Source organism: aff. Roholtiella sp. LEGE 12411, assembly GCF_015206995.1.
Lineage (GTDB): Bacteria > Cyanobacteriota > Cyanobacteriia > Cyanobacteriales > Nostocaceae > Komarekiella.
In genome coordinates, this window is record NZ_JADEXR010000009.1 from 19,462 (window position 1) to 45,842 (window position 26,381).

Consider the following 26,381-nt stretch of genomic DNA (forward strand, 5'->3'; position numbering starts at 1 on the left):
TACTTCGTGCTCAAGAGCGATCGCTCATCATGCTTTTTGCTGACAAGAAGTTAATTGTTTTTTTCTAAAGTATTGTTACCGGAGCGTGATATGATTCAGCTGACTGAATGTACAGTCATCAATAGTTAGCTGTACTGGTTTCAAGTCCCGTGAGCTTGTCAGAAGAATCAATTGCACCCACTCCGACAACACAACAAGATGCTCAATCTGGTTCTGAGGATACAGAATCAGGGAACTCTATGCAAGAGTTCTATCAACTCTTCCGGCAACTGTTGACAATCACGCTTGTCTTGACGGGGGTTATTTTTATCTCTGTGTGGATTTTTTATTCCTTAAACATTGCCCTGAATTATTTGATTGGGGCGTGTACAGGTGTGGTTTACTTAAAAATGCTGGCTAAAGATGTTGAGCGGCTCGATAATCAGAAAACCAGTTTGAGCAAAAATCGTTTGGCTTTGTTTATTGGGTTGATTGTATTGGCAACTCAATGGCAAGAGCTACATGTTCTGCCCATATTTTTAGGGTTTCTAACTTACAAAGCCACGCTCATCGTCTATACGGTGCAAACTGCGTTCATACCTGATTCTTAAAAAGTCAGGCTCACAAAGACAATACTCCCTATCCTCGCTCGTTGGGGAAAATTCTTGCTTGAAGAATGCAAATGCTTAGTGTCTTAAACGCCTTTAATTCTTTTCCCCTCGCCGAATTAGAAGTAGGTCAACATTTCTACTGGCAATTGGGCAATCTTAAAATTCATGGGCAAGTTTTTCTCACCTCGTGGTTTGTGATTAGCATTCTAGTAGTGGCTTCGCTAGCTGCGACTCGCAACATCCAGAGAATTCCCAGCGGCATCCAGAATTTAATGGAATATGCCCTAGAGTTTATTCGGGATCTAGCAAAAAACCAACTTGGTGAAAAAGAGTACCGTCCTTGGGTGCCTTTTATTGGCACATTGTTTTTGTTTATCTTCGTATCGAACTGGTCAGGTGCTCTAATTCCCTGGAAGCTAATCAAGCTGCCATCGGGTGAATTGGCAGCTCCCACCAATGACATCAATACGACTGTAGCATTGGCATTGCTGACATCTTTAGCGTACTTTTACGCGGGTTTTAGCAAGCGAGGTTTGGGCTACTTTAAGAAATATATTGAGCCAACACCTGTTCTATTGCCGATCGCAATCCTAGAAGATTTCACCAAGCCCCTCTCCCTTAGCTTCCGTCTTTTTGGCAATATATTAGCGGATGAATTAGTGGTAGCGGTGCTGGTTCTGCTGGTTCCTCTATTTGTACCTCTGCCCGTGATGGCTTTAGGTTTGTTTACCAGTGCCATCCAAGCCCTGGTTTTTGCCACCCTAGCCGGAGCATATATTCATGAGGCGATGGAGGGACATGGTGGAGATGAGCATGAGGAGCATTAGGCTTCTCAGTTGATAGCACAGTTCCGACGAGCATCTTCGCTCAAAACATCGCCAAGCGCGATTATGAGAACTCGGTGCAGCGTGAAAAACACGTTTCTAGTCGTTAACGTACTTTTGTTAGTTCTGTATTCAAAGTAAGGAAAATCAACATGGATCCATTAGTTTCTGCTGCTTCAGTTCTGGCTGCTGCTCTAGCAATTGGTTTAGCTGCAATTGGCCCTGGTATTGGTCAAGGAAATGCTGCTGGACAAGCAGTAGAAGGTATCGCACGTCAACCTGAAGCAGAAGGAAAAATTCGGGGTACTCTGCTATTAACCTTGGCTTTCATGGAATCCTTGACTATTTATGGTCTAGTGATTGCCCTGGTACTGTTGTTTGCTAACCCCTTCGCGGGATAAGAGCTACAAAGCTTTCCTTAGTGTAGAGGCGTGATGGTTCACGTCTCTACAACGGAAATTTTTTGAGCATTTAGTCGTTCTGATGTAGTTGACCCTTGTTGGCTATGGGTCTCTAAAATATTAAAGGTTGGATGATCTTGCTAGCCATGAAAACTGCTACTCCAGCCAAAGAGGAGAGAAATGTTTGATTTCAATGCTACTTTGCCCTTAATGGCATTGCAATTCCTACTGTTGGCAGCTTTGTTGAATGCAATTTTCTACAAGCCACTGACTAAGGTACTAGACGATCGCGATAGTTACATCCGAACGAATACCCTTGAGGCGCGGGAACGCTTGGCTAAAGCTGAGCGCTTAGCCACAGAATATGAGCAGCAGCTCGCAGAAGCTCGCAGGCAATCGCAAGCTACTGTAGAAGCAGCTCAGACTGAAGCTAAGAAAATTACTGCCCAGAAAATCGCTGAGGCGCAACAGGAAGCTCAGGCACAACGAGAACAGGCTGCTGTTGAAATAGAGCAACAAAAGCAAGAAGCTATGCGTACCTTAGAGCAACGGGTTGATGCTCTCAGCAGGCAGATTCTAGAAAAACTTTTGGGAGCAACTCTAGTTAGCTAAGCTGACAAGACTGCTTCTGTAAAAGCATACGCGCGTCTGGGCGCTAGTCCCAGATCGCTAAGTTTAAGTGTCAAAAAAAGGCACTTTTTCCCTTCAGGAAAATACAATTTATTTCCCTTTGGGAAAATACAATACTATTAGCAAGCGAGCAGCGCACTTGTAGATGGGTATCATGGGCACATTCTTATTACTTGCCGCAGAAGCGAACGCTGTTCATTCTGAATTGGCAGAAGGCGCAGCAGAAGGTGGTTTCGGTCTAAACATAGACATTTTTGAAACCAATCTCATTAACCTAGCGATTCTAGTTGGCATATTATTCTACTTCGGACGGAAAGTTTTAAGCAATATCCTGAATGAGCGAAAGTCAAATATTGCAACCTTGATTCAGGAAGCAGAAGGGCGCTTAAAAGAAGCACAGACTGCTCTATCCAAGGCGCAAGAGCAGTTGATCCAAGCTCAGGCAGAAGCACAACGGATCCGCAAATCTGCCCAAGAAAACGCCCAGGCATCAAAAGAAGCCTTGTTGGAGCGGGCAGTGCAAGACGTAGAACGCTTGAAACAAACAGCAGCAGCGGATTTAAACAGCGAAACAGAGCGAGCGATCGCCCAACTGCGTCAGCGAGTAGCTACTCTGGCATTGCAAAAAGTCGAGTCACAACTCAAAAGCGGCATTGCCGACGATGCTCAACAAATGTTAATTGACCGTAGCATCGCTCAACTGGGAGGCAATGTATGACAAGTAAAGTAGCAACAGCCGAAGTAGCCCAGCCTTATGCACAGGCACTTTTGTCAATAGCGCAATCGAAAAACTTGACAGAAGAATTTGGGGAAGATGCGCGTACTTTCCTGAGCCTACTCTCAGAAAACAGAGAGCTACAGAACTTCTTTGGTAATCCGTTTATTCAGTCTGAGAAAAAAAAAGCTCTGATCAGACAAATACTCGGCGAAAGCGCTAACCCTTACTTACGCAATTTTTTGCTGGTATTGGTAGATAAACGGCGCATTGCGTTCTTGGAACCAATTTTACAGCAGTATCTGGCGCTGTTGCGGCAGTTGAATCAAACCGTATTAGCGGAAGTGACTTCAGCCGTTCCCCTCACCGAAGCTCAACAGCAGGCAATCATCGAAAAAGTGATTGCCATCAGTAAAGCTCGCCAGGTAGAACTAGAAACTAAGATAGATAGCGAGTTAATTGGTGGTGTGATCATCAAAGTAGGCTCGCAGGTAATTGACGCTAGTTTACGAGGTCAGTTGCGTCGCCTTTCCTTACGCTTAACCAATAGCTAGAAGATTAGAGTTAGGAGTGAGAAGTTAGGAGTTAGGAGTTAAATAAAAAGTAATTTATTTGAACTTTTAACTTTTAATTTTTGGATTTTTAACTCATCATTCCTAACTCTTACCTCCTAACTAATGACTTTTTCCGTCTCGAAAGCAAACAAAATAAACACATGAGTATTTCAATTAGACCTGACGAAATCAGCAGCATTATCCAACAACAAATCGAGCAATACGACCAAGAAGTCAAAGTTGCTAATGTTGGTACAGTCCTGCAAGTTGGTGATGGTATTGCCCGGATCTATGGACTAGACCAGGCTATGGCTGGAGAACTTCTAGAATTTGAAGACGGTACAATTGGTATCGCTCAGAACTTAGAAGAAGACAACGTGGGCGCAGTGCTCATGGGTGAAGGGATAGAAATTCAAGAAGGTAGCTCCGTCACCGCCACTGGCAGAATTGCCCAGGTAGGGGTGGGTGAAGCCTTAATTGGACGAGTTGTAGACGCTTTGGGTCGCCCCATCGATGGTAAGGGAGATATCAAGTCTTCAGAGAGCCGTTTGATTGAATCTCCAGCACCCGGCATCATTGCGCGTCGGTCGGTACACGAACCCATGCAAACGGGTATCACAGCTATTGACTCAATGATTCCCATCGGCCGTGGTCAGCGGGAGTTGATTATTGGTGACCGTCAAACCGGCAAAACTGCGATCGCTATTGACACGATCATCAATCAAAAAGAAGAAGATGTAGTCTGTGTCTACGTTGCCATCGGTCAAAAAGCTTCCACTGTTGCTAACGTGGTGCAGACATTGCAAGAAAAAGGCGCGATGGATTACACCGTCGTCGTCGCCGCTAGTGCCAGTGAACCAGCAACCCTACAATATTTAGCTCCCTACACTGGAGCAACTATTGCTGAGTACTTTATGTACAAGGGCAAAGCCACCCTGGTGATTTATGATGACCTCTCCAAGCAAGCCCAAGCTTATCGACAAATGTCCCTATTATTGCGTCGTCCACCCGGACGCGAAGCTTATCCTGGAGATGTTTTCTACATCCACTCCCGCTTGTTAGAAAGAGCAGCAAAGCTGAGTGATGAATTGGGTAAAGGTAGCATGACTGCCCTACCAATTATCGAAACCCAAGCAGGTGACGTTTCAGCATACATCCCCACAAATGTGATTTCTATTACCGATGGTCAGATATTCCTGTCTTCTGATCTATTTAACTCCGGTATCCGTCCTGCTGTAAACCCCGGTATTTCCGTATCCCGCGTGGGTTCTGCGGCTCAAACCAAGGCAATGAAAAAAGTTGCCGGCAAGATTAAATTAGAACTGGCGCAATTTGACGACCTACAAGCCTTCGCACAATTTGCTTCCGACTTAGATAAAGCCACTCAAGACCAGTTGGCACGGGGTCAACGCTTACGAGAACTGCTCAAGCAGCCACAAAATTCCCCGCTTTCAGTGTCTGAGCAAGTAGCCATTCTCTATGCTGGTATTAATGGCTATTTAGATGATGTACCAGTCAATCAAGTAACAACCTTTACTAAAGGTCTGCGGGAGTACTTAAAAACTGGCAAACCTCAGTACACGCAATCAGTGCAAAGCAAAAAAGTACTGGGTGATGAAGAAGAAGCAGCCTTGAAGGAAGCGCTAACCGAGTACAAGAAAACCTTCAAAGCAACAGCTTAATTAGTCATTGGTCATTGGTCATTGGTCATTGGTAAAGAACTAATCACTAATGACTAATGAAAAAGGACAAATGACTAACGACGACTAAGGAAAAAATTATGGCCAATCTCAAATCGATACGCGATCGCATTCAGTCGGTCAAAAACACTAAAAAAATCACAGAAGCCATGCGTCTAGTGGCTGCGGCTAGAGTGCGTCGCGCGCAAGAACAAGTGCTGTTGACTCGACCCTTTGCCGACCGCTTAGCACAAGTATTGTATGGTTTGCAAACCCGTCTACGGTTTGAAGAAGCAAACTTACCACTGCTAAAAAAACGACAAGTTAAGTCCGTAGGACTGTTGGTTATTTCTGGCGATCGCGGTTTGTGTGGCGGCTACAATACTAACGTCATCCGTCGTGCAGAAAACCGCGCCAAAGAAATCAAGGCAGAAGGTCTAGACTATACATTTGTGCTTGTTGGACGCAAAGCTACACAATATTTTCAACGCCGCAGTCAGCCTATTGATGCTACCTACACCGGTTTAGAACAAATTCCCACCGCACCGGAAGCTACTCAAATTGCCGACCAACTGCTTTCCTTATTTCTTTCGGAAAAAGTAGACCGCATTGAGTTAATCTATACCAGATTTGTCTCCTTGGTTAGCTCACGTCCTGTGGTGCAAACCTTGCTTCCCCTTGATCTTCAAGGTCTAGAAGCAGCTGATGACGAAATCTTCCGCCTGACAACCCGTGGCGGTCAATTTCAAGTTGAACGAGAGAAAGTCACTACCCAAGTCCGCCCGTTAGCTCGTGACATGATTTTCGAGCAAGATCCAGTGCAGATTCTTGATTCTCTGTTACCTCTTTATTTGAGTAATCAGCTATTGCGAGCGCTGCAAGAATCAGCTGCTAGCGAACTAGCAGCACGGATGACAGCCATGAGTAACGCTAGCGAGAATGCTGGTGAGTTGATTAACACCCTAACGTTGTCTTATAACAAAGCCCGACAAGCCGCAATTACCCAAGAACTCCTTGAGGTTGTTGGTGGTGCAGAAGCACTAACTTAGAGAATTACTCATTGGTAGTTGTAATAAATAGCTAATTGCTAGTTGTCTTATTAGCAATTGGCTATTTTTAGTATTTGGGACTTTTTAATTAGATGACATTGACTGCATACGGGCCCTTGTGTACCGAAGTTTATGACATCACCAAGCCCATTGGTGGAGAATACCCCGATGTGCCCTACTACATCAGCCACCTTTCCCGAATCGGTGGCAGAATTCTTGAGGCAATGGTTGGGACGGGACGATTACTCATACCACTGTTAGAAGCTGGTATCAACGTTGAGGGTATCGATACTTCACTAGATATGCTGGCTGTTTGTCGAAAGCACTGTGTGGAACGGAAGCTAAATCCTGTTCTTCATCACGGTAGAATAGAGAATCTTGACATTCCTGGTAAGTTTAGTGCGATCGCTGTTTCTTTTGGCTCGTTCATGCTGTTAGAAAAGCGAGGTGCTGTGGCTGCGTTGCAAGCTTTTGCTCGACTTCATTGTCTTACAACACATTTCAAAAACAATACACTATAATAATAAATATGAGACATGGGTCCGTCACGGTTTCGACAGGTTGGCGAACGCTGCTCTGTGATTCAGGTCGAGAGTGAGTCGTCTCTCGAAAATCAAAGGCTCGAAAAAAAAGTAAATGCGAATAACATCGTTAAATTTGCTCGTAAGGACGCTCTAGTAGCTGCCTAAACACCTCTTATAGGTTCGAGCGTCTTTAGTTTGACTCCGTTAAGGACTGAAGACCAAACCCCAACGGATGCTCTAGCAAGCGTTCTCTGGTTGGCTTGCTAGCTAAGATTAAATCAGAGCATCCTACGTTCGGGATAATGAACGATTCCCGCCTTGAGGGTCAGAAAGGCTAAACCTGTGAATGAGCGGGGGGTCAATACCCAATTTGGACAGCAGTTCGACTCTGCTCGGATCCACTAACGCATAATTAACAAATCCACCTGACACTTTTGATGTGTAGGTGGATTTTGTTTTATGGATAGAAGGTAATGTGTAATTTCGCTGACGACTTTCATACAGCGAGTTTTTATGAATAAACCACAGTAGGGTGTGCATTACAATGCCCACCCTACTATTAAGGAACTATAGCGATTCTCATTTGAATGAGGTACACGCGTAGGGACACGCCAATGCCGTGCCCTGTGGTTAATTATTTTTTTGTACCTTACCCATGCGGGAACCGCTATATTTGCTGTAGTTTACTCAATTGAAATGAAAATTGTTGTAAGGATTCTCAAATTATGAATTACATCAATAGTTTGATACATAGGAAGCACAGGGAGAGGGGAAGATAAGGGAGCAAGCAGAGGAGGCAGGCGAAACTAGGGAAGCGAGTAATTAATGACTCCTATCTCCTGTCTTCCAACTACTAAACATTAAAAGTCAAAACAATTAATCCTTCGCAATCAGCTAATCGTTTTGTTTATGGTGTTGTGTAGGTGTGTTTCCAAACCTTTTTCCCCTTTTTTTTAGTACCCGTCGCAGTCGGTCGGCGCTCAAGTTTACTTGGCGCTCAGAAGCCAGTTTTTTTGCTAGTTGTTTAGAGTTATAAGTCTGTGGCTCTTGAGCTAAGCAATTTTCCAGGTAAACCAAGTCTGATTCCGAATATCGGGGTTTTCCCCCTCGACCAGGAGCATCCCATAGTCCTACTAACCCCATCTTGTCCCAGCGATGAAGGGTTTGACGTACCGTTGAAATTGCCCAGTTCAAGCCTTGAGCAATCTGCTCGTTTTTTAAGCCACGAGCATTCAGTAGTAAAACTTGAGCGCGATCTTTAGTACGTTGAGGAACCTCTTTGGCTTTCCTTAACTCTTCCAAAGTCTGCTTTTCCTCTTCTGTTAAAAAAATTCTCAATCGGCATCCCATAAGCGGTAGTCTTTCACACAGTCAGTTTTTTCAATTGTTGTGTCAATGCAAGCCTATATACTTACTTACACACAGTATTTAATAACACACTAAAATAACTGAACTACATGTTTAAGGATGCCGGAGTCTAGCCTGAAGGCATGTTATGTGAGAAGTACTAGCTTGAAAAACACTTGTTAAAGTCTGGAGTTGATCATCAAGTAATGATTTACGCACAAAATTAGGCAAACAATAGCTTTAGCCTTTACAGGGTGCTTTGTCGGGTAGCAAGAAGCCAGAGCTAATCGCTATAACAATAATAATGTATTAGCGTCGTCCTAACTAATATCTAAAATCCACACTAACTAAAGTGTAGCATTAAAATTTAGTTGATTATTCGTATTTTTACTGCTAGTTTATCGAAACTTTAAAAATGATTTTTATAAAAATTTGCATTTGGATGAGTAGAAAAAGATGTAAAAGCCTAGACTTTTTTATTAAACTGGTTTTAGCTAATTTGCTTTGATTATCTCTGTAAAATTGCTGTTTTCTTTACTTTACAGAAAATTTACACTTTACGTGACGAAAAATTTATCAAGATAGTGGCATGTAGAATGTTCATTAAAAAACATATTAACAACAGCATATTTGATGCTTGTTAAAAACTTCTAAAGAATTCACCCTACTTTTCCTACTTATTATCTCAGTAAGTACTTGAAAGAATGAACTTTTCTAGCTTAATGTTTGATATTTAATTGCAAGTAAAATTACGAGATACCAATTTTGCGATCGCTTAATACTTTAGACTGCAATTGCGGGCTAGTGTGTACCAGCAATTTCTGGCAACTTTAAATAAAGCTTTAGTTGCCACTAAGCAATATTACTTAAATATTTGACAATTAACTATTTCAAGTTAACTGCATAGTTCACTGTAGAAATTAAACTGGCTATTAAACCCCGTCTATTTTGAAACCTGGAGTTTTTAAGGAGAGTGTATTATTCTCTTGTGGCTTGAGTTCTGAGCTTTACTCTAATTCCAAAAAACTATGGTTTTCAAGGTAGACGCGGTTTAATTGCATAATTTATGCTTTTCATCACAACTTCGTGGTCAAAAGAGGATGATATATATGATAGTTTTGAATTAGCAAGTAGCAAGAATATTCAGCATTGCTAATTACCAAATATATATAGTATTCCTCTTTGATTTTTGAAAAGTAAAAAAAAACTGTGTACACCTATAACTCCCTATTCCCATTCCCTGTCTCTACGAGTCAGATCACGAATCAAATCGGATTAGTATATGTATTTAATTTTAATTTAATATATATTTTGAGTAAAAAAGATTGCTAATAAATAGAAACAATTGATACAAGTTAAATTTTCAAAAATATCATCTTCATTACAACTTCCAAAAAAAAATATTGGGACAATGGGGACAGAATAAAAACCTGATGATTTGCGCTCGGAGACGAATAATGGTAGCGATCGCACAGAATATTCAACATCGGCTAACTATACAAACTGTAGAAATTGCCCCTAACACAACAGCGATTCGCTCTCTTGATTGGGATCGCGATCGCTTCGATATCGAATTCGGACTGCAAAATGGTACAACCTACAATTCATATCTAATTAGGGGTGAGCAAACAGTTTTGGTTGATACTTCTCACCAGAAGTTTCGCCAGTTGTATTTAGACACCCTTAAAGGTCTTGTTAACCCCAAAACAATTGATTACATAATTGTCAGCCACACAGAGCCAGACCATAGCGGCTTAGTGGAAGATGTCCTCCAGTTAGCACCAAGAGCCACAGTTTTAGCCTCAAAAGTTGCGCTCCAGTTTCTAGAAGGCTTGGTACATGATCCTTTTTCCAAGCGGATAGTCAAAAGTGGCGATCGCATAGATATCGGTAAAGGACATGAAATCGAATTTGTGAGTGCGCCTAACCTGCACTGGCCAGACACAATCTTCAGCTATGACCGCAAAACCCAAACCCTCTACACTTGTGACGCCTTTGGGATGCACTTTTGTGACGATCGCACCTTCGACGAAGACTTAGAAGCGATCGAAGCTGACTTTAGATTTTACTACGACTGCTTGATGGGCCCCAACGCTCGTTCTCTGCTGAATGCCATGAAGAGAATGGGCGAACTTGGGAAGATTAATATTATCGCTAACGGTCACGGGCCCTTACTATATCACCATTTAGATGTTTTGACCGGGTGCTACGAAAATTGGAGCCAAAAACAAGCTAAAGCAGAAACTACAGTTGGCTTGTTTTATGTCTCAGATTACGGGTATAGCGATCGCCTAGCTCATGCAATTGGTGACGGGCTACAGAAAACTGGGGTTGGGGTAGAAGTACTGGATCTGAGTTCTGCTGAGAGCCAAGAAATCCAAGAACTAGCTGGTAGAGCCGCTGGGATTATTATTGGTATGCCACCAACTACCGCCGCAGCTGCTCAGGCTAGTATCAGTTCGCTGCTAGCCGTAGCTAAGAACAAGCAAGTGGTTGGGCTATTTGAATGTTATGGCGGGGATGATGAACCCATTGATACACTGCGGAGAAAATTTATCGACTCCGGTATAAAAGAAGCCTTCCCAGCCATTCGGATCAAAGAAGCTCCAACAGCATCAACATTCCAGTTGTGTGAAGAAGCGGGTACAGACTTGGGACAATTGGTGGTGCGCGATCGCAACATCAAGCAAATTAAGTCTCTCGACGTCAATATGGAAAAAGCGTTGGGTCGGATTAGCAGCGGACTATATATTGTCACCACCAAAAAAGGCAATGTGTCAAGTGCAATGCTTGCATCCTGGGTAACACAAGCAAGTTTACAACCCCTAGGATTCACAATTGCCGTTGCTAAAGACCGCGCCATTGATTCCTTAATGCAAGTAGGCGATCGCTTCGTTCTCAACGTCCTAGAAGAAGGAAATTATCAAGAACTCAAGAAGCACTTTCTCAAGCGCTTACATCCCGGTGCTGACCGATTCGCTGGAGTAAAAACTCAAACGGCTAAAAACGGTTCCCCGATTCTGACTGATGCTCTGGCATACATGGAATGTGAAGTGCAAACCAGCATGGAGTGCAGCGACCATTGGATTTTATACTGCACCGTCCAAGAAGGTCGTGTCTCCAAAGCCGATGGACTGACAGCCGTTCGTCATCGCAAAGTAGGCAATTACTACTAAAGGAGTCAAGGGTCAAGGGTCAAAAGGCAGAAGGGCACAAAGGAAAGACTTGCTCTCACTCCCCCACTCCCCCTACTACTTTCTTAAGCGCGTTAAAAACTGGGCAAAAGTTGCCTGGTTTTTCCAAATTTTCCCCAACCTCACCAAACAGCTATGACCGACTCCAAACCACGCGACGTACAAGTTTTACCAATTGCTACCAATACTAAGGTTCTCAGAGCACGTAGTTGGTCACGTCTACGGTTTGAAATTGAATACGCACTTGAAAGAGGTACCACCTCCAATTGTTATTTAATTGAAGCCGATCAAACTGCACTTATTGACCCACCGCCAGAAACCTTCACCGAAGTTTATTTGGAGGCATTGCGACAAACTTTAGACTTGAAACGTTTGGATTATGTAATCCTGGGTCATTTTAATCCAAACCGAGTTGCAACACTCAAGGCAATTTTAGAGCTCGCACCCCAAGTAACTTTTGTTTGTTCTCTTCCTGGTGCAGGAAATTTGCGTGCTGCTTTCTTAGACCATGATTTGAAAGTCTTGGTGATGCGGGGGAAAGAGACTCTAGATTTAGGCAAGGGTCACGTTTTAAAATTCTTCCCCACTCCTAGTCCACGTTGGCCCGAAGGACTTTGCTCCTACGACCAGCAAACCCAAATTCTCTACACAGATAAGCTATTTGCAACTCATCTCTGTGGGGATGAAGTGTTTGATGATAATTGGGAAGCACTTAAGGAAGACCAGCGTTACTACTTTAACTGCCTGATGGCTCCTCAAGCTCCTCATGTGGAGGCAGCTTTGGAGAAAATATCTGATTTGCAGGTGAGAATGTATGGTGTAGGTCATGGCCCCTTGGTACGCACTGGCTTAATCGAACTTACCAAAGCTTATGGAGAATGGAGCCATTCTCACAACGATCGCGAGATCTCCGTCGCCCTACTCTACGCCTCAGCTTACGGAAATACGGCGACTTTAGCACAGGCGATCGCTTTGGGATTGACTAAAGGTGGAGTCGCAGTCAGATCAATCAACTGCGAATTTGCCACCCCTGATGAAATCCGCATCAACCTAGAACAGTCGGATGGTTTTATCATCGGTTCTCCTACCATTGGTGGTCATGCACCAACTCCTATTCATACTGCTTTAGGTATTGTGCTATCGAGTAGTGACAACAGCAAACTTGCTGGGGTGTTTGGTTCCTACGGCTGGAGTGGCGAAGCCTTTGACTTAATTGAAGGTAAACTCCGCGATGCTGGATATCGCTTTGGTTTTGACACCCTGAAGGTCAAGTTTAAACCTGATGATGTCACTCTCAAATTCTGTGAAGAAATAGGTACAGATTTTGCCCAAACCTTGAAAAAGGCTAAGAAAGTGCGTGTGCCACAACAAACAGCTACCCCAGTGGAACAGGCTGTTGGTCGGATTGTTGGTTCAGTTTGCGTAATTACAGCCAAGCAAGGAGAAGTATCTACTGGAATGCTAGGCGCTTGGGTTTCTCAAGCCACCTTTAACCCACCTGGTCTTACCATTGCTATTGCCAAAGAACGAGCGATCGAATCCCTGATGTATCCAGGTGGTAAGTTTGCCCTGAACATCTTACCTGAAGGTAATCATCAAGACTACACGAAGCATTTTCGTAAATCTTTTGCACCAGGAGAAGACCGATTTGCAAATTTTAAAACAGGAGTTGCAGATAACGGTTGTACAGTCCTCAATGAGGCCTTAGCTTATCTGGAATGTTCAGTCAACCAACGCCTAGAATGTGGCGATCACTGGGTTGTGTATGCAACTGTGGACGATGGTAAATTACTCAAGCCTGATGCCGTCACTGCCATCAACCATCGTAAAACAGGCACTCATTATTAAACTCAAAGGAGTCAAAGCGCAAAGCGCGAGATTAGGACAACTCCAATGCAGCAATCTATTTAGTATATTCCACCCTTCACTCTGATGTATGGGTGGATTTATTTTTTTGGCAACAACAAAGTTTTGAAGTATTAGCCAGTTTTGCTGATCAGAGATGAGTTTTACAAATAGGACTTACGCAACTGGCACGCAAGGCTTCTGGTATAAGAGTCAAGGGTCAAGGGTCAAGAATCAAGGTTTTTTGGACTTTTGACCTTTGACTCTGGACAACCTCTGGCGTTAAAAATATGACACTTGCGTAAGTCCTGACAAACTCTTGCGTAAGTGTAATTGTATTAGTTGATTTTTGATGACTTTACAGTATATTTACGTGATAATACTGAAACTTTATACTGAGTTTATTAATTTTTTGACAAGACCAAAATATATTTAACAATAGGTTATGAAAACATTAAAACTCAGAATGAGCCAGTAATATCATCATTAAATAACCTTAAATGGCAATAAATAGATTGCTATATAACCATTGACAATAAGGAAACACTATTGATCAGCAAAATAGAGGAAAAAGAATTTCAGTTTAAGCCACTTGGGATGTACTTAGTTGAAGCTGAACTAATTACCCAAAATGCATTAGACACAGCACTCACAGCACAAAAGTTGAATGGAAAGCAGTTGGGAGAAATTTTGGCAATGCATGGTTTGGTTAAGCAGCAAACCATTGAGTATTTCATGGAGAACATTGTATTGCCAGAGCGACAAAAGATCCTGAAACAACTTTCTAGTTCAGATACCAGCGATAGCAAATATATACTTAGAGTCGAGCCAACAAATCCTATCAAGACAGAAGATGCGATCGCAGCATTGCAGTCATCGCATAAGTTAGAAATATACCTTTCTGCCAACAAAACCCTTAAATTCCTGCTTGGCGTGGTAATATGCCTAGCTCTTGTCAGTCTTTTGGCGAATTTCAATCTATACTATCTGCCTGAATTCGATGGGAGGAATAGCTTTAGATATACATTCGACCTTAACACCGAAGGAAATATTCCTTCACTGTATTCTACGGCAGCCTTACTATTTTGTTCTATTCTGCTGGTGATTATCGCCCAAGCTCAGAAGTTAGCTAGGAATAGCAATTTTTGGTCATGGAGAGGATTATCAATAGTCTTTGCTGGTTTGTCCTTAGACGAATTCATCGGCCTTCATGAAAAACTCATCAAGCCAGTGCGAAATACATTTAATACCAGTGGGTTGCTTTATTACGCTTGGGTGATTCCTGGTGCTATCTTCGTTCTTATATTTTTATTGGTGTTTGCGCGATTTCTCGCTACTCTTCCTGCAAAAACACGACAATTATTTTTCATTGCTGGGACAATTTATGTAGCAGGTGCAATTGGTACTGAACTAGTGGGTGGATATTATGCAGATTACTACACAGAAAATGATATGATTTACAATATCATAACGACTGTGAAAGAAGTACTAGAGATGCTAGGCATCATTGTATTTATCTACTCGCTGTTATCATACATGAGTTGCTATATAAAACGTGTAGATATAAGAGTCGACATTCTTAATATTAAGAAGAAACGCCGAAGCTCTTGAGGGTATCTACGTCACGCTAACTTAGCTTGCTTCAAGGGTACGCCTGGGGTGAATAAGCCTCACGAGTTTTACCCAAAGGGCTTCCTCCGTTGGAGCAAGCGACATGGTTCTGAATAAGGCGACTAGCGAAAGGTTTTCCCGACTTTAGTAAAATTCAAAATTTTCCGCAATTGCCACAAGGACAATGATAAAACTGCGGTGTAATCTTTAACTATAAAAACAGTATCTGGCAATTATTAATACATAAATGCCAATTACTACCACAACGCTTTTATAGTATTTATTGTTCTTATGGCTCCAAAACACACAAAAATTAAATTTCCTCTTTGGCAGTATCTTAACCAGCCCTTATTTAGTCATGATACTAAATTGATATTGAATCCTCATCGCTTCGCATCTATGTGGCGACTTCAACTACTAGAACGCTGCTGGTTTAAAGAATGTGACGCTAAAGGGCCTCAACAGCATTAGATACTTGAAAACTGCTGCACTGAACTAAATGGTAAATTCCGCCTCGTCCACAGAACGTGGCTTTTTGCCATCAAGTAAAGCACTAACAGTCATATCTCCCATTACATTAATTGCAGTGCGGCAGCGATCTAAAAACCAGTCTACAGTTACAAGCAAAGCGATATACTGCGTAGGTAAGCCAACAGAAGTAAACACCAGTGTCATTGTTACTAGTCCAGCGTTGGGAATATTCGCCGCACCTACCGATGCAAAAATTGATGTAAGAACGACAATTAACTGTTGTCCCAAACTCAGATGTTGCCCAATTAGCTGGGAAATATATAACGCAGACATCGCTTCATAGAGGGCAGTGCCATCATTGTTGAAATTTGCTCCCACTAACGCCCCCAAGGCAGCAGAAGATTCCCTTAAACCGATTTTTGTTTGCAGAGCCTCAAACGTTATCGGCATTGCAGCAGCAGAGGAAGAAGTCGAGAAAGCTGTCAAAAACGCATCAGAACCGCCACTTAGAAATTTTAGTGGGTGTACCCAAGATCCCAATTTTACTCTGGTGAGGTAGTAGCAAGCTTGCAATACCAGCGCTACCAGCACCGCCACGATGAACCCAGCCAAAGATTGAAAAGGGGCAAAGCCTTCTTTAGCTACTGTTTTAGCGACAATTCCAAACACTGCGAAAGGTACTAAGGCAATTACCCAGTTGAGAACGCCGATTACCGTCTCAAACAAAATCCCGATCACATTCTCAATTGACTGGTATCCGTTTTTTGCTTGGGCTATTTGTTCGGATTTTAATCCTCGCAGGACGATACCAAAGCTCAAAGCAATAACAATCAGTTGGATGACATTATTATCAACCAGAGGCTTAAGGACAGCTTCCGGTACAGCATCTCTGAGTAATCCCCAAGGGTCAAGACTTTGAGCAGCTATGTCCGTAGTTTTTGAGGTAGCTACACTGCCCCAAGTCCCTGGACGCAGAACGTTCGCCACTAAAAGTCCTATGAAGATAGCTACGGTTGTGTTTGTTAAAAGTAACCCTACTAGCCGTCGTCCGGCTGTACCAGGAATATTTGTAGTCATTAAAGTATGCAGTACCGCTACCAGAATTAGCGGTGTAGCCAAGGCACGGAGAGCCTTTAGCACCAATTCAGCAGGAATTGCTAAGTTGTTAATTAATGTGGCGTTGGTTGGATTGGGATTCCCTGCACCAAGTGCAATTCCGAGACTGACAGCAGCTACTAAGGCGATAAGAATTTGTAGTGTCAGAGGGATACGCTGCCACCAAGGGCGGACTTTGGTTTCAGGCGGATTAGTGCTCTGTGTTTGGCTCATTATCTAGATGCTAGTGAACTGATGTAACTATTAAAACTTCACTTTCGGAAGTGAAAATTTCGTAAACGAGTTAATCTAAGATCCCGTTGCTTTACTTTCATCCTGCTCGAAGGAGTGTGTATGGGGATACTCCTAGAGAAATTATTGGCTTGTAGTTGGAGACATATATGTCCTTTGTCCCTTTACATATTCACAGTGACTACAGTCTGCTCGATGGGGCAAGTCAGCTACCAGAGTTAGTGGAGCGAGCGATCGCACTGGGAATGAAAGCGATCGCTCTTACCGATCATGGTGTGATGTACGGGGCGATCGAACTGATCAAAATCTGCCGTAGTCAAAATGTTAAGCCAATTATTGGCAACGAAATGTATATAATTAACGGCGATATTGAAAAACAAGAACGCCGTCCTAAATATCATCAAGTCGTTTTAGCTAAAAATACAAAAGGGTACAAAAATTTAGTCAAATTAACCACAATTTCTCACCTCAAGGGTGTCCAGGGTAAAGGAATTTTTTCTCGTCCTTGTGTTAATAAAGAATTACTAAAAGAATATCATGAAGGCTTGATTGTCACCAGTGCTTGTTTAGGTGGAGAAGTTCCCCAAGCAATTCTTAGTGGTAGACCGGACGCAGCTCGGAAAGTTGCCCAATGGTACAAAGATGTATTTGGTGATGATTATTATCTAGAAATTCAAGATCACGGCTCTCAAGAAGACCGGATTGTTAACGTTGAAATTGTTAAAATTGCCCGGGAACTTAATATTAAAATTATTGCTACCAATGACTCGCATTTTATTTCTTGTTTTGACGTTGAAGCACATGATGCTTTGCTATGTATTCAAACTGGCAAGCTAATTGTTGAAGATAAACGGATGCGTTATAGCGGTACAGAGTATCTCAAATCTGGTGAAGAGATGCAGCAGCTATTTCGTGACCATTTGCCGGATGATGTCATTGCCGAAGCAGTAGCCACTACTGAAGAAGTTGCCGATAAAGTCGAGCCTTACCAAATTATGGGTGAGCCTCAAATTCCTACGCCCCCGATTCCTTCTGGTCATACTGCTGATACTTACGCAGAAGAAGTTGCTTGGCAAGGACTTTTAGAACGGTTAAATCGTAAATCCCGCACCGAAGTCGATTCCATCTATAGAGAAAGATTGGAATACGAACTGAAAATGATTCAACAGATGGGTTTCTCTAAATACTTTTTAGTGGTGTGGGATTACATCAAATTTGCTAGAGATAATAATATTCCCGTCGGCCCGGGTCGGGGTTCGGCGGCTGGTTCGTTAGTTGCATACTCGATGCGAATCACTAACATTGACCCTGTGCATCATGGACTACTGTTCGAGCGCTTTTTGAACCCAGAACGCAAATCCATGCCTGATATTGATACGGATTTCTGTATTGAACAACGGGATAAAGTTATTGACTATGTAACTGAAAAATACGGTGCAGATAGAGTTGCTCAAATTATTACCTTTAACCGCCTAACTTCTAAAGCTGTCTTGAAAGATGTTGCCAGAGTATTGAATATTCCCTATGGCGAAGCCGACAAAATGGCGAAATTAATTCCTGTGGTGCGGGGTAAACCAACTAAACTTAAGGTGATGATTTCTAATCAAACCCCAGAACCAGAGTTTAAAGAAAAATATGATCATGATCCGAAAGTTCGCCATTGGCTTGATATGGCAATGCGAATTGAAGGAACTAACAAAACTTTTGGTGTTCATGCAGCAGGTGTAGTGATTTCTGCCGACCCACTTGATGAAATTGTACCGCTCCAGCGAAATAATGACGGTTCTGTGATTACCCAGTATTTCATGGAAGACCTAGAATCAATGGGTTTGTTAAAAATGGATTTTCTGGGTTTGCGTAACTTAACGCTGATTCAAAAGACTATTGATTTAATTCAAGAAACTAGAGGATATTCTGTTGACCCTGATGAAATTACTCATCAGGAAAGAAAAGCACAAAAGATATTAGCTAAAGGGGAACATAGTACCCTACCAAAAGATGTACAGCAAACTTATGCACTATTAGAAGCAGGTGAATTAGAAGGAATATTTCAATTAGAATCTTCAGGAATGCGTCAAATAGTGCGGGATTTGAAACCTTCTAATATAGAAGATATTTCTTCCATTTTGGCACTTTATCGACCAGGCCCATTAGATGCGGGACTAATTCCTAAGTTTATTAACCGCAAACATGGTCGAGAAAATATCGATTATCAACACACTATTCTGGAACCAATACTAGATGAAACGTATGGAATTATGGTCTATCAAGAGCAAATCATGAAAATTGCTCAAGATATGGCCGGATATTCCCTAGGACAAGCTGACTTGTTGCGCCGGGCGATGGGTAAGAAGAAAGTTTCTGAGATGCAAAAGCAGCGAGAAAAATTTGTAGATGGCGCGGCGAAAAATGGCGTGCAGAAAAAAGTTGCAGATGAATTATTTGAGCAAATGTTGAAGTTTGCTGAATATTGCTTGAGCTATGACACGGAAGTATTAACTGTAGAATATGGTTTTATTCCCATTGGCAGGATTGTAGAAAAAGGCATTGAATGCACAGTATACAGTGTTGATAGTAATGGGAATGTTTACACACAACCTGTAGCACAGTGGCATAATCGCGGACAACAAGAAGTCTTCGAGTATTGCTTGGAAGATGGTTCAGTGATTCGGGCAACCAAAGACCATAAATTCATGACTGTTAGTGGTGAAATGTTGCCGATAGATGAAATATTTGAACGGGAATTAGATTTGTTGCAAGTTCAGGGGTTACTGGAATAAGCTTCAAGCTTGCCGCAGAGTGTCTCGATAAGCTTTGACAGCTTGAGTTTGGCTAGGCAATTTCACATACTGAGCTAAAACAGATAAATCTAATTTTGGCAGGAATTCACTGCGGCTAATTAACTCATAGCCTTCTTGACGCAAGCGATATACGGTAAATTGATTATTTCGCCAAAACCAAACTTCTGGTACTTTTAATCCCTGATAGACAGATAGTTTATCAATGCCACCACTAGAGAGAACAACTTCTATGGCAATATCGGGAACTTCTTTTAACTGAGCAAAACAATAGCATTCATCCGGTTCTAAACCCCTGGCTTTGGCTTGTTTGCGAAAAGTAGTGGAACCGTAACCAGTCAAGTCAATATCCATCTCTAAAGCATAAATTTCAATTAAACGAGCAATAGCTTTTTTGTCTACTTCATGTTCTGGCGATGGACTCATGATTTCGAGGGTTCCTTCAAGATAAGTCATCCGCAAACCTGGGACATCATCTAAAGTAGTTCGCACGGTTTCGTATTGTTGCCAACTGACATTATTCAGTATCAGGCGCTGTTCCCCAGCGCTTTGACTGTTTGGTTGCTGTACAAGATTGCTTATCATAGCTGTAACCCATTTGCGTAGAGATGTTGGCAGGGGATAATTCTATTTTCTCGTGCTTACGCTTAAAATATTCCACTTCAAATAACATTTGAATACTCGTTCACGAGGCTCAAAGACTCAATAAAACGATACTATTCCTCCCATCAATAATCCCAGTATGATGGCTAGGAGATATTAATTTCTCAAGAGTTCTGTATGAGTAAACTTTTCTATTGGTCTGAACAACTACTTCAGTATCTACGTATTTGGCTAGGAATAGGTCTATTGTGTTTAGTTTTAAGCTGGTCATTTTCTGCACAAGCCGCTAGCCGTATCACTCCCCAACTGGAGGAGCAGGTGTTACAAATTCTTCGGGAACATCCAGATGTACTTATTGAATCTGTTCAAGCATACCAGCGACAACAGCAACAAAAAATAAAGCAAGTACAGCAAGCATTTTTACAGGATTTAAAAACAAATCCCCAAGCAGTGATTGGTGAGTCTCCCACTACGGGATCGGCTCAATCAAAAACTGTACTGATAGAATTCTCAGACTTTCAATGTCCCTACTGTGCTGAGGCGAATAAAACTCTGAAACAGTTGTTAGCACATCAGGACAATGTAAAATTAATTTACAAGAATTTGCCTTTGACTGCAATTCATAGTAACTCATTGCCAGCAGCAACAGCAGCTTGGGCAGCAAATCAGCAGGGTAAATTTTGGGAATATCATGATGCATTGTTTACTAATCAAAAGCAACTAGGTGAGGCGTTGTATTTGGATATTGCCAAAAATCTGGATCTAGATTTAGCGAAATTTCAACGCGATCGCATTCTTGCTGCTCCCGCGATTGGAAAAGATATCCAGCTAGCTGAGAAATTAGGAGTTTCTGGCACACCTTTCTTTATAATGAATAGTCCTGCGTTCTCAGGGGTGGTACAGCTATCAGATATTGAGAGCATATTAGCTAATGCTAAGTAGATTGTATTAACTACACAAACCAAGTCCCTTCGGGTTCGCAGTCGCCTGGATCGGGCTAACCCTCCCGCAGCGCTGTCTCACCACCTCCGTGGACTAACACCAAATCAAGGGTTTGTTAACCTGCAAAGACAAGTTTGGTCTGGTGTAGCCAAGCCACTGCGTTGGTGTTAGCGTTCGCGCAGCGTCTCGTAGAGAAGCGGTAGCGAGTCTTCTCCCAAGGGGAGATGCCAAGGGCGAACGAGCCTCAAGGATTCCCCGACTTGTAGCAAGTGGCACGCGATTTCTAATCGCCAGGATACATGAAAATGGACTTTTCAAACAACCTCTAAAGATATACTCAATTATCTAACTAGAATGTGCGTCTTTAGTTAGAGGTTTATTGCATTAGTTAACTGGTGTACTTAAAGCAAGTGTAAGGAGTAGCTAATGAGGAGTGAAGAGGAGAAATTTTCCTCACTCCTCATGTTCTTAAATAGATCAGGAATTAAATAGGCGATCGCCTCCCAAAAATCAGCTTAATTAGCAAGGCAAAATCTCTAATATTTTTATTTATTCTATCAATAATGATGCTTTTTTCAGTTAAAAAGTAATCAAGTAATTTTTCTAAAAATTGTGAATTTTTTAAGCTTAATTTATTTAATTTTTCTATTTATTCATCAATTTTGAAATTGAGTCAGCAAACTCTGTCTGATGCGGAAGTTGTTAAGATAGAGTCAATATAATTAGTACATAATTTTACAACTTCGTAACGCTACTGAATGGCCAAAAACTTGATCAAAGCGTCTACAGACTTTCCCCTATATTTTTACGCAAGGCTGTACTTAGTTAACTTTAGCTAAGAATGGCTATTTACGTTACTATGTTAATAATGTTACAATAAACACTACGTGATATTTTTGCAACACTCCAGGAACAAAGAGGATCACAGAGTTATCTAGACTCAAGGCGCGTTACTCTGCGCTTTCCTTGGCGAATCCACCAAAATGCACATCGGCGCTCCAAGTTACAAACTCAAAAAGCCGGTGCTCAGATTTCTCTGTGCGTTTAAAGTTGCTATTTCTTCAACCCTGCGGTGCATTTAAATCACTAAATTAAACCTTAGAAAATATTGTGAGTTTATTAATGCGTCACATTAGATTTTGGGTGCTTTTACCAGTAATCCTGATATTCGGCTGCTCAGATAAACTGTTTCAATCTAGTCCATCTGTAGCAAAATCTACTCCGCCTGTAGTTCAACAAGCTAATCCAACTTTGTTGGTAAAAGCGAGTTACCTTTCACCGTTGGAACAACAGGTAATAAACGAAATGAACAAAGTTCGGACAAATCCTAAGGCGTATGTTCCAATTATTGAAAACTATAGAAAGCGCTTTCAAGATAACAGAGTCCAAATTTCTAATAATACCTATTTGGTAACTCAAGAAGGTGTAAAAGCAGTGGATGAGGCGATCGCTTTTCTCAAGTCAGTTCGTCCTGTGGGGGCGTTGAGTGCATCTAAGGGGATGTCTCTAGGTGCTAGAGATCACGTCAAAGACCAAGGGACAAAAGGCGTTACAGGTCACTCTGGTAGCGATGGTAGCAACCCCTTCACTCGGATTAATCGCTATGGTACATGGCAAAGAACCGCAGGCGAAAATATCAGCTATGGCCCAAACACTGCCCAAGATATCGTTATGCAATTAATTATTGATGATGGTGTGCGCGATCGCGGTCATAGAACAAACATCTTTAATGGCGATTTTAAAGTGACTGGCGTTGCTTATGGGACTCACAAATCATATAAAACAATATGTGTGATTAACTACGCGGGTGGCTATAAAGACAAGTAGGTTTAATGGGATTGGGGATTGGGGATTGGGCATTGGGCATTGGGGATTGGGGATTGGGGATTGGGCATTGGGCATTGGGCATTGGGCATTGGGCATTGGGCATTGGGCATTGGGGTAGTGGTATTCAAACAGGACTTACGCAAAAGTTGCCAAAAAGCTTAATTTATCGAAATTTTGGACAAACCGTGCATCATTGCCCCATCTATTTCGCTGTGTCTGATGCGGTAGCGATCGCCTGACTCATCCACGTGACACAATTGAAAGAATAATATACAAGAGAACGCGGAGTATGGGCGATCGCCATAGTCATACCACTACTGGTGCTGCACATCTCAATGTCTACGTCCAAGGTCAAGGATTCCCTATTCTTGGCTTACACGGTCATCCTGGTTCTGGTCGTAGTCTTTCTGTCTTCACTGATCATTTATCAAAACGCTGTCGAACTTTTGCTCCTGATTTACGTGGATACGGCAAAAGTCGCTTTAACGGCAGTTTTAATATGCGCGACCATTTGACCGACTTGGAAGCGCTGCTAGACCGCTTTGAGATTGAAAAGTGTCTAGTATTGGGGTGGTCACTTGGGGGAATTTTAGGAATGGAACTGGCATTACATCTGCCAGAACGCGTTAGTGGGCTGATTTTAGTGGCAACAGCAGCTAGACCGCGTGGAAGTCATCCCCCCATTACTTGGCAAGATAATTTATATACTGGTGTTGCTGCGCTATTGAATTATATAAAACCAAGTTGGCAGTGGAATATTGAAACTTTTGGCAAGCGATCGCTTTTCCGCTATCTAATTCAACAACATACACCCACTGCTTATAACTACATCGCCCAAGAAGCAGTACCAGCCTATTTACAAACTTCACCTGCTGCTACTCGTGCCCTCTACAGTGCAATTCAATCTGGGTATAATCGACTTCTAGACTTACAGGAAATTAAGTGTCCCAGTCTGCTACTTGCTGGTGAGCAAGACCGCCACATCACAGTTGATTCAAGTCTAGAAACTGCTCAACACATCAAAAATTGTCAGTGTCAGTTATATGCCAATACTGCCCATCTTTTCCCGTGGGAAGTTCCCCAGCAGGTACTCAGAGATATTGACCGTTGGCTGGAAGAACATCCACAGGTAATTAGTAGTCAATAGTCAAGAGTCCATAGTCAAAAGTCCATAGTCCAAGAGTTTTTCACCCTTGACTCTTAACCTTTAACCTTTGACCCTTGACTTTTGACTTTTGACTTTTGCCTAACTTAAATTTGACCGCCAAAGGCAGGCTGTACTTTGCGGTCAAATCTTTCCCCCAAGTCTTCAGCAATCGTTAAATTATTAGGTTTACAGCGCTTGACATTTACAACTATTCCTTGCGCTCCTTCAAATTCTAAATCTTCTATGTAGCCTTTGCTTGCAAATGCTGCATCCGCAGAATTTAGAAATGGCCCGAAGTAGTATGTACAACGGGGGTTGTGTGTCACTATCTCTACCCACCAAGCTAAGCCCAATTTGTCGAATGCGTTAATTAAGCCTTCCTTGAGGTTATGCCAAATTTTTTTCATGGTTTTCGCTCATTTATAAATGTCGTACAGGGTGTTGAACGATATGCTAATTTTTTCTTTTACATTTCTTTATACTCTTTTACGCTTCTTTTTTCAAAGATATTTTTTGTAGTTTATCTAGGTACAACGTATGTGATGACCTTTGGCGATAAATTTCATAAAGTGCCATACCTGCTGCTACTGAGGCATTGAGGCTAGGAGTCTTGCCTTGTAGGGGAATTGATACTAAGACATCACAGGAGCGTTGAGTTAACATACTCAGACCTTCGCCTTCAGAGCCAACTACTAAAACAATAGGGCCACTAAAATTTACTGTATGGAGGGGTTCGCTTCCGGTTGCAGCCGTACCATAAATCCAAAAGCCAGCCTCTTTTAATTCTTCTAAGGCGCGGCTAAGGTTGATAACTCTAGCGACAGAAAAGTTTTCTAAAGCACCTGCTGCTACTTTCACCACTGTGGACGTGATTCCAGATGCCCTCCTTTGGGGGATAACTAATCCCTGAGCACCTATTGCTTCGGCAGTACGAATAATTGCTCCCAAGTTGTGAGGGTCAGTAATCCCGTCAGCCACTACAATTACGGGATCGGTTAAAGATTTTGCCTGTTCAATCAGATCCGGCAATTCGACATAGTCGTAGGGAGCAGTTTGTGCTGCCACACCTTGGTGATTAGCCCCGTCGGTAATTTGGTCTAGGCGTTTAAGTTCTACTTCGTCAATGACTGTGCCATTTTCCTTTGCTTGGAGAAGCAAATGATGAAAGTTGGGATCGTAGCGCAGACGGGTGGTAATCCAGATGCGGTTGAGACAGCGTTGATTTTGCAACGCACTCAATACTGGATGGCGGCCGTAGATGAGATCGCTATCTTCTGTTGATTTTGTTGTGGATGGGGATGGATGTGAGAAGTTACGACGTGGGCGCGAACCGTTAGAGATGGCATTACCATCTCCATTTCTCGGATTGCGAATAGGACTGGCAACAACACGCTTGCCCTGAATTTTTAGGGGTTGCCCACGATTCGATTCGCTTGAAGTCTTCATTTTTCTTGGTTTACTCGCAATGTGAGTTTTGGATATAGCTTACGGGGGCTATCCCGATTACCTAAATTTACTGAATTTACTCTACTGAATTTGGCGATCGCAAGATTGAATTCTCACTGTTGCTCTAGGTGGAGTATTTGTAAAAGTTCGGTTAGGCGCTGGTAATCGGTGAGATATAGATAGCCAATTAAAGTTTCTAGACTAGTTGCCTGTTGATAAATTCCGGGATCAACTCTCTTAGGGCGTCCTGTGGCGGCGTTTCGACCACGTCGGACAATTTCTAATTCTGTTTGCCTCAGATGAGGAGTTAGCGATCGCAAATGTAGCGCTTGTGTTTCTGCTCTTACCTGTGCCACTACCAGACGATGGTAAGTCTCTGGCCGTTGTAGTGGCAGTAAGTAAGACATCCTAACATATAGTTCATAAATTGCATCCCCCAAATACGCAAGAGCTGCCGGAGAAATTTGTTGCAGTTGTGAGAGAGAAATTTGCTGGGGTGATGGCGCTGTGGTTGCCAAGAGTGCTTGAGTCCAAGATGAGTGCTGTTTGGAAGCTTCATCTTGTCCATCTAATAACTCTTCCTCCTTTGACTTCACAAGTGAATCATTCCTTGACGGGCGACATTTTGGAGCATTCCTCGCAAAGTGTTTATTCTTTATGAAGTATGCCATGCTAGTATACCTAGCATAATCAACACTATCAAAATTGCTTACTAATTTTATCTTTTTGATTAAAAATTAGCATCTTAGATCACCATGATGTAAATCCTGAGCAATTTACTTCGACCTGGCTCTTGTAGTGTGTGCCTCAGATAAGGTAATATTTTGACACTAGCAC

At 42.3% G+C, this 26,381-nt stretch carries 24 protein-coding genes and 1 other RNA gene; 18 read left to right on the forward strand and 7 right to left on the reverse strand.

All coding sequences use genetic code 11. From position 1 onward, the window contains the following. Positions 1-149: 149 nt before the first annotated feature. The 10 genes from IQ246_RS03565 (at position 150) to ssrA (ending at position 7,370) form a co-directional block, all read left to right on the forward strand. A complete protein-coding gene (locus IQ246_RS03565; protein ID WP_194000168.1) occupies positions 150-590 on the forward strand; it encodes an ATP synthase subunit I in 441 nt (146 codons plus the stop codon). Positions 591-655: 65 nt separating this feature from the next. Beyond that, positions 656-1,417 (forward strand): F0F1 ATP synthase subunit A, encoded by a 762-nt coding sequence (gene atpB, locus IQ246_RS03570; RefSeq protein WP_191759626.1) that lies wholly within the window; start codon positions 656-658, stop codon positions 1,415-1,417. Positions 1,418-1,566: 149 nt separating this feature from the next. Beyond that, positions 1,567-1,815, forward strand: a complete 249-nt coding sequence (gene atpE / locus IQ246_RS03575) for an ATP synthase F0 subunit C (RefSeq protein ID WP_073640718.1) — start codon at positions 1,567-1,569, stop codon at positions 1,813-1,815. Between the two features lie 180 nt (positions 1,816-1,995). Further along, a complete protein-coding gene (locus IQ246_RS03580; RefSeq protein ID WP_194000169.1) occupies positions 1,996-2,427 on the forward strand; it encodes a F0F1 ATP synthase subunit B' in 432 nt (143 codons plus the stop codon). Between the two features lie 163 nt (positions 2,428-2,590). Beyond that, on the forward strand, positions 2,591-3,163 hold the full coding sequence (locus IQ246_RS03585; RefSeq protein WP_194000170.1) for a F0F1 ATP synthase subunit B: 573 nt from the start codon (positions 2,591-2,593) through the stop codon (positions 3,161-3,163). Continuing rightward, the gene (gene atpH / locus IQ246_RS03590) at positions 3,160-3,714 is read left to right on the forward strand and encodes an ATP synthase F1 subunit delta (protein WP_194000171.1); all 555 of its coding nucleotides are present in this window, start codon (positions 3,160-3,162) and stop codon (positions 3,712-3,714) included. Before IQ246_RS03585 ends, atpH begins: the two co-directional genes overlap by 4 nt. A 161-nt stretch (positions 3,715-3,875) precedes the next feature. Continuing rightward, the gene (gene atpA / locus IQ246_RS03595; RefSeq protein WP_194000172.1) at positions 3,876-5,396 is read left to right on the forward strand and encodes a F0F1 ATP synthase subunit alpha; all 1,521 of its coding nucleotides are present in this window, start codon (positions 3,876-3,878) and stop codon (positions 5,394-5,396) included. Positions 5,397-5,494: 98 nt separating this feature from the next. Next, positions 5,495-6,442 carry a F0F1 ATP synthase subunit gamma gene (locus IQ246_RS03600; RefSeq protein WP_194000173.1) on the forward strand — a complete coding sequence of 316 codons (948 nt, stop codon included), beginning with the start codon at positions 5,495-5,497 and terminating at the stop codon, positions 6,440-6,442. Between the two features lie 92 nt (positions 6,443-6,534). Further along, positions 6,535-6,963 carry a class I SAM-dependent methyltransferase gene (locus tag IQ246_RS03605; RefSeq protein WP_194000174.1) on the forward strand — a complete coding sequence of 143 codons (429 nt, stop codon included), beginning with the start codon at positions 6,535-6,537 and terminating at the stop codon, positions 6,961-6,963. A 17-nt stretch (positions 6,964-6,980) separates the two neighbouring features. Continuing rightward, positions 6,981-7,370, forward strand: a transfer-messenger RNA (tmRNA) gene (ssrA, locus tag IQ246_RS03610). A gap of 490 nt (positions 7,371-7,860) precedes the next feature. On the opposite strand, the gene IQ246_RS03615 is transcribed toward ssrA, so the two are convergent. Further along, positions 7,861-8,304, reverse strand: coding sequence for a helix-turn-helix domain-containing protein (locus IQ246_RS03615; protein ID WP_194000176.1), 444 nt, complete (start codon positions 8,302-8,304; stop codon positions 7,861-7,863). A 1,466-nt stretch (positions 8,305-9,770) separates the two neighbouring features. Here IQ246_RS03615 and IQ246_RS03620 point away from each other — a divergent pair. From IQ246_RS03620 to IQ246_RS03630, 3 genes are all read left to right on the forward strand, one after another. Further along, a complete protein-coding gene (locus IQ246_RS03620; RefSeq protein WP_194000229.1) occupies positions 9,771-11,489 on the forward strand; it encodes a diflavin flavoprotein in 1,719 nt (572 codons plus the stop codon). 153 nt (positions 11,490-11,642) lie between these two features. Further along, positions 11,643-13,355 carry a diflavin flavoprotein gene (locus IQ246_RS03625; protein ID WP_194000178.1) on the forward strand — a complete coding sequence of 571 codons (1,713 nt, stop codon included), beginning with the start codon at positions 11,643-11,645 and terminating at the stop codon, positions 13,353-13,355. A gap of 546 nt (positions 13,356-13,901) precedes the next feature. After that, on the forward strand, positions 13,902-14,963 hold the full coding sequence (locus IQ246_RS03630; RefSeq protein ID WP_194000180.1) for a hypothetical protein: 1,062 nt from the start codon (positions 13,902-13,904) through the stop codon (positions 14,961-14,963). A gap of 495 nt (positions 14,964-15,458) precedes the next feature. On the opposite strand, the gene IQ246_RS03635 is transcribed toward IQ246_RS03630, so the two are convergent. After that, positions 15,459-16,763, reverse strand: coding sequence for a dicarboxylate/amino acid:cation symporter (locus IQ246_RS03635; protein ID WP_194000182.1), 1,305 nt, complete (start codon positions 16,761-16,763; stop codon positions 15,459-15,461). A gap of 167 nt (positions 16,764-16,930) precedes the next feature. Between IQ246_RS03635 and IQ246_RS03640 the strand changes: the two genes are divergently transcribed. Further along, a complete protein-coding gene (locus tag IQ246_RS03640) occupies positions 16,931-19,561 on the forward strand; it encodes a DNA polymerase III subunit alpha (protein WP_194000184.1) in 2,631 nt (876 codons plus the stop codon). Positions 19,562-19,564: 3 nt separating this feature from the next. Here the strand turns inward: IQ246_RS03640 and IQ246_RS03645 are convergent, their stop codons facing one another. Further along, positions 19,565-20,164 carry a Uma2 family endonuclease gene (locus IQ246_RS03645; RefSeq protein WP_194000187.1) on the reverse strand — a complete coding sequence of 200 codons (600 nt, stop codon included), beginning with the start codon at positions 20,162-20,164 and terminating at the stop codon, positions 19,565-19,567. A 195-nt stretch (positions 20,165-20,359) separates the two neighbouring features. On the opposite strand from IQ246_RS03645, the gene IQ246_RS03650 reads away from it, so the two are divergent. Beyond that, positions 20,360-21,124 (forward strand): thioredoxin domain-containing protein, encoded by a 765-nt coding sequence (locus tag IQ246_RS03650; protein WP_194000188.1) that lies wholly within the window; start codon positions 20,360-20,362, stop codon positions 21,122-21,124. Between the two features lie 93 nt (positions 21,125-21,217). Here the strand turns inward: IQ246_RS03650 and IQ246_RS03655 are convergent, their stop codons facing one another. Then, a complete protein-coding gene (locus IQ246_RS03655) occupies positions 21,218-21,442 on the reverse strand; it encodes a hypothetical protein (RefSeq protein WP_194000190.1) in 225 nt (74 codons plus the stop codon). 804 nt (positions 21,443-22,246) lie between these two features. Here IQ246_RS03655 and IQ246_RS03660 point away from each other — a divergent pair. Genes IQ246_RS03660 through IQ246_RS03670 form a run of 3 tightly spaced genes read left to right on the forward strand, consistent with a single transcriptional unit; the run spans position 22,247 to position 24,098 of the window. Next, a complete protein-coding gene (locus IQ246_RS03660) occupies positions 22,247-22,951 on the forward strand; it encodes a CAP domain-containing protein (protein WP_194000231.1) in 705 nt (234 codons plus the stop codon). An 11-nt stretch (positions 22,952-22,962) separates the two neighbouring features. After that, entirely contained in the window at positions 22,963-23,190 is a 228-nt protein-coding gene (locus IQ246_RS03665) for a hypothetical protein (protein ID WP_194000237.1), read from the forward strand. Positions 23,191-23,240: 50 nt separating this feature from the next. Further along, positions 23,241-24,098, forward strand: coding sequence for an alpha/beta fold hydrolase (locus tag IQ246_RS03670; protein WP_194000192.1), 858 nt, complete (start codon positions 23,241-23,243; stop codon positions 24,096-24,098). A 104-nt stretch (positions 24,099-24,202) separates the two neighbouring features. Here the strand turns inward: IQ246_RS03670 and IQ246_RS03675 are convergent, their stop codons facing one another. The 3 genes from IQ246_RS03675 to IQ246_RS03685 all read right to left on the reverse strand — a co-directional run bounded on the left by IQ246_RS03675 (position 24,203) and on the right by IQ246_RS03685 (position 26,140). Then, positions 24,203-24,505, reverse strand: a complete 303-nt coding sequence (locus IQ246_RS03675) for a DUF1816 domain-containing protein (RefSeq protein ID WP_194000194.1) — start codon at positions 24,503-24,505, stop codon at positions 24,203-24,205. 79 nt (positions 24,506-24,584) lie between these two features. Continuing rightward, positions 24,585-25,565 carry a 23S rRNA (guanosine(2251)-2'-O)-methyltransferase RlmB gene (gene rlmB, locus IQ246_RS03680; RefSeq protein ID WP_194000233.1) on the reverse strand — a complete coding sequence of 327 codons (981 nt, stop codon included), beginning with the start codon at positions 25,563-25,565 and terminating at the stop codon, positions 24,585-24,587. Positions 25,566-25,657: 92 nt separating this feature from the next. Next, positions 25,658-26,140 carry a ribonuclease III domain-containing protein gene (locus IQ246_RS03685; RefSeq protein ID WP_194000197.1) on the reverse strand — a complete coding sequence of 161 codons (483 nt, stop codon included), beginning with the start codon at positions 26,138-26,140 and terminating at the stop codon, positions 25,658-25,660. Positions 26,141-26,381: the final 241 nt, after the last annotated feature.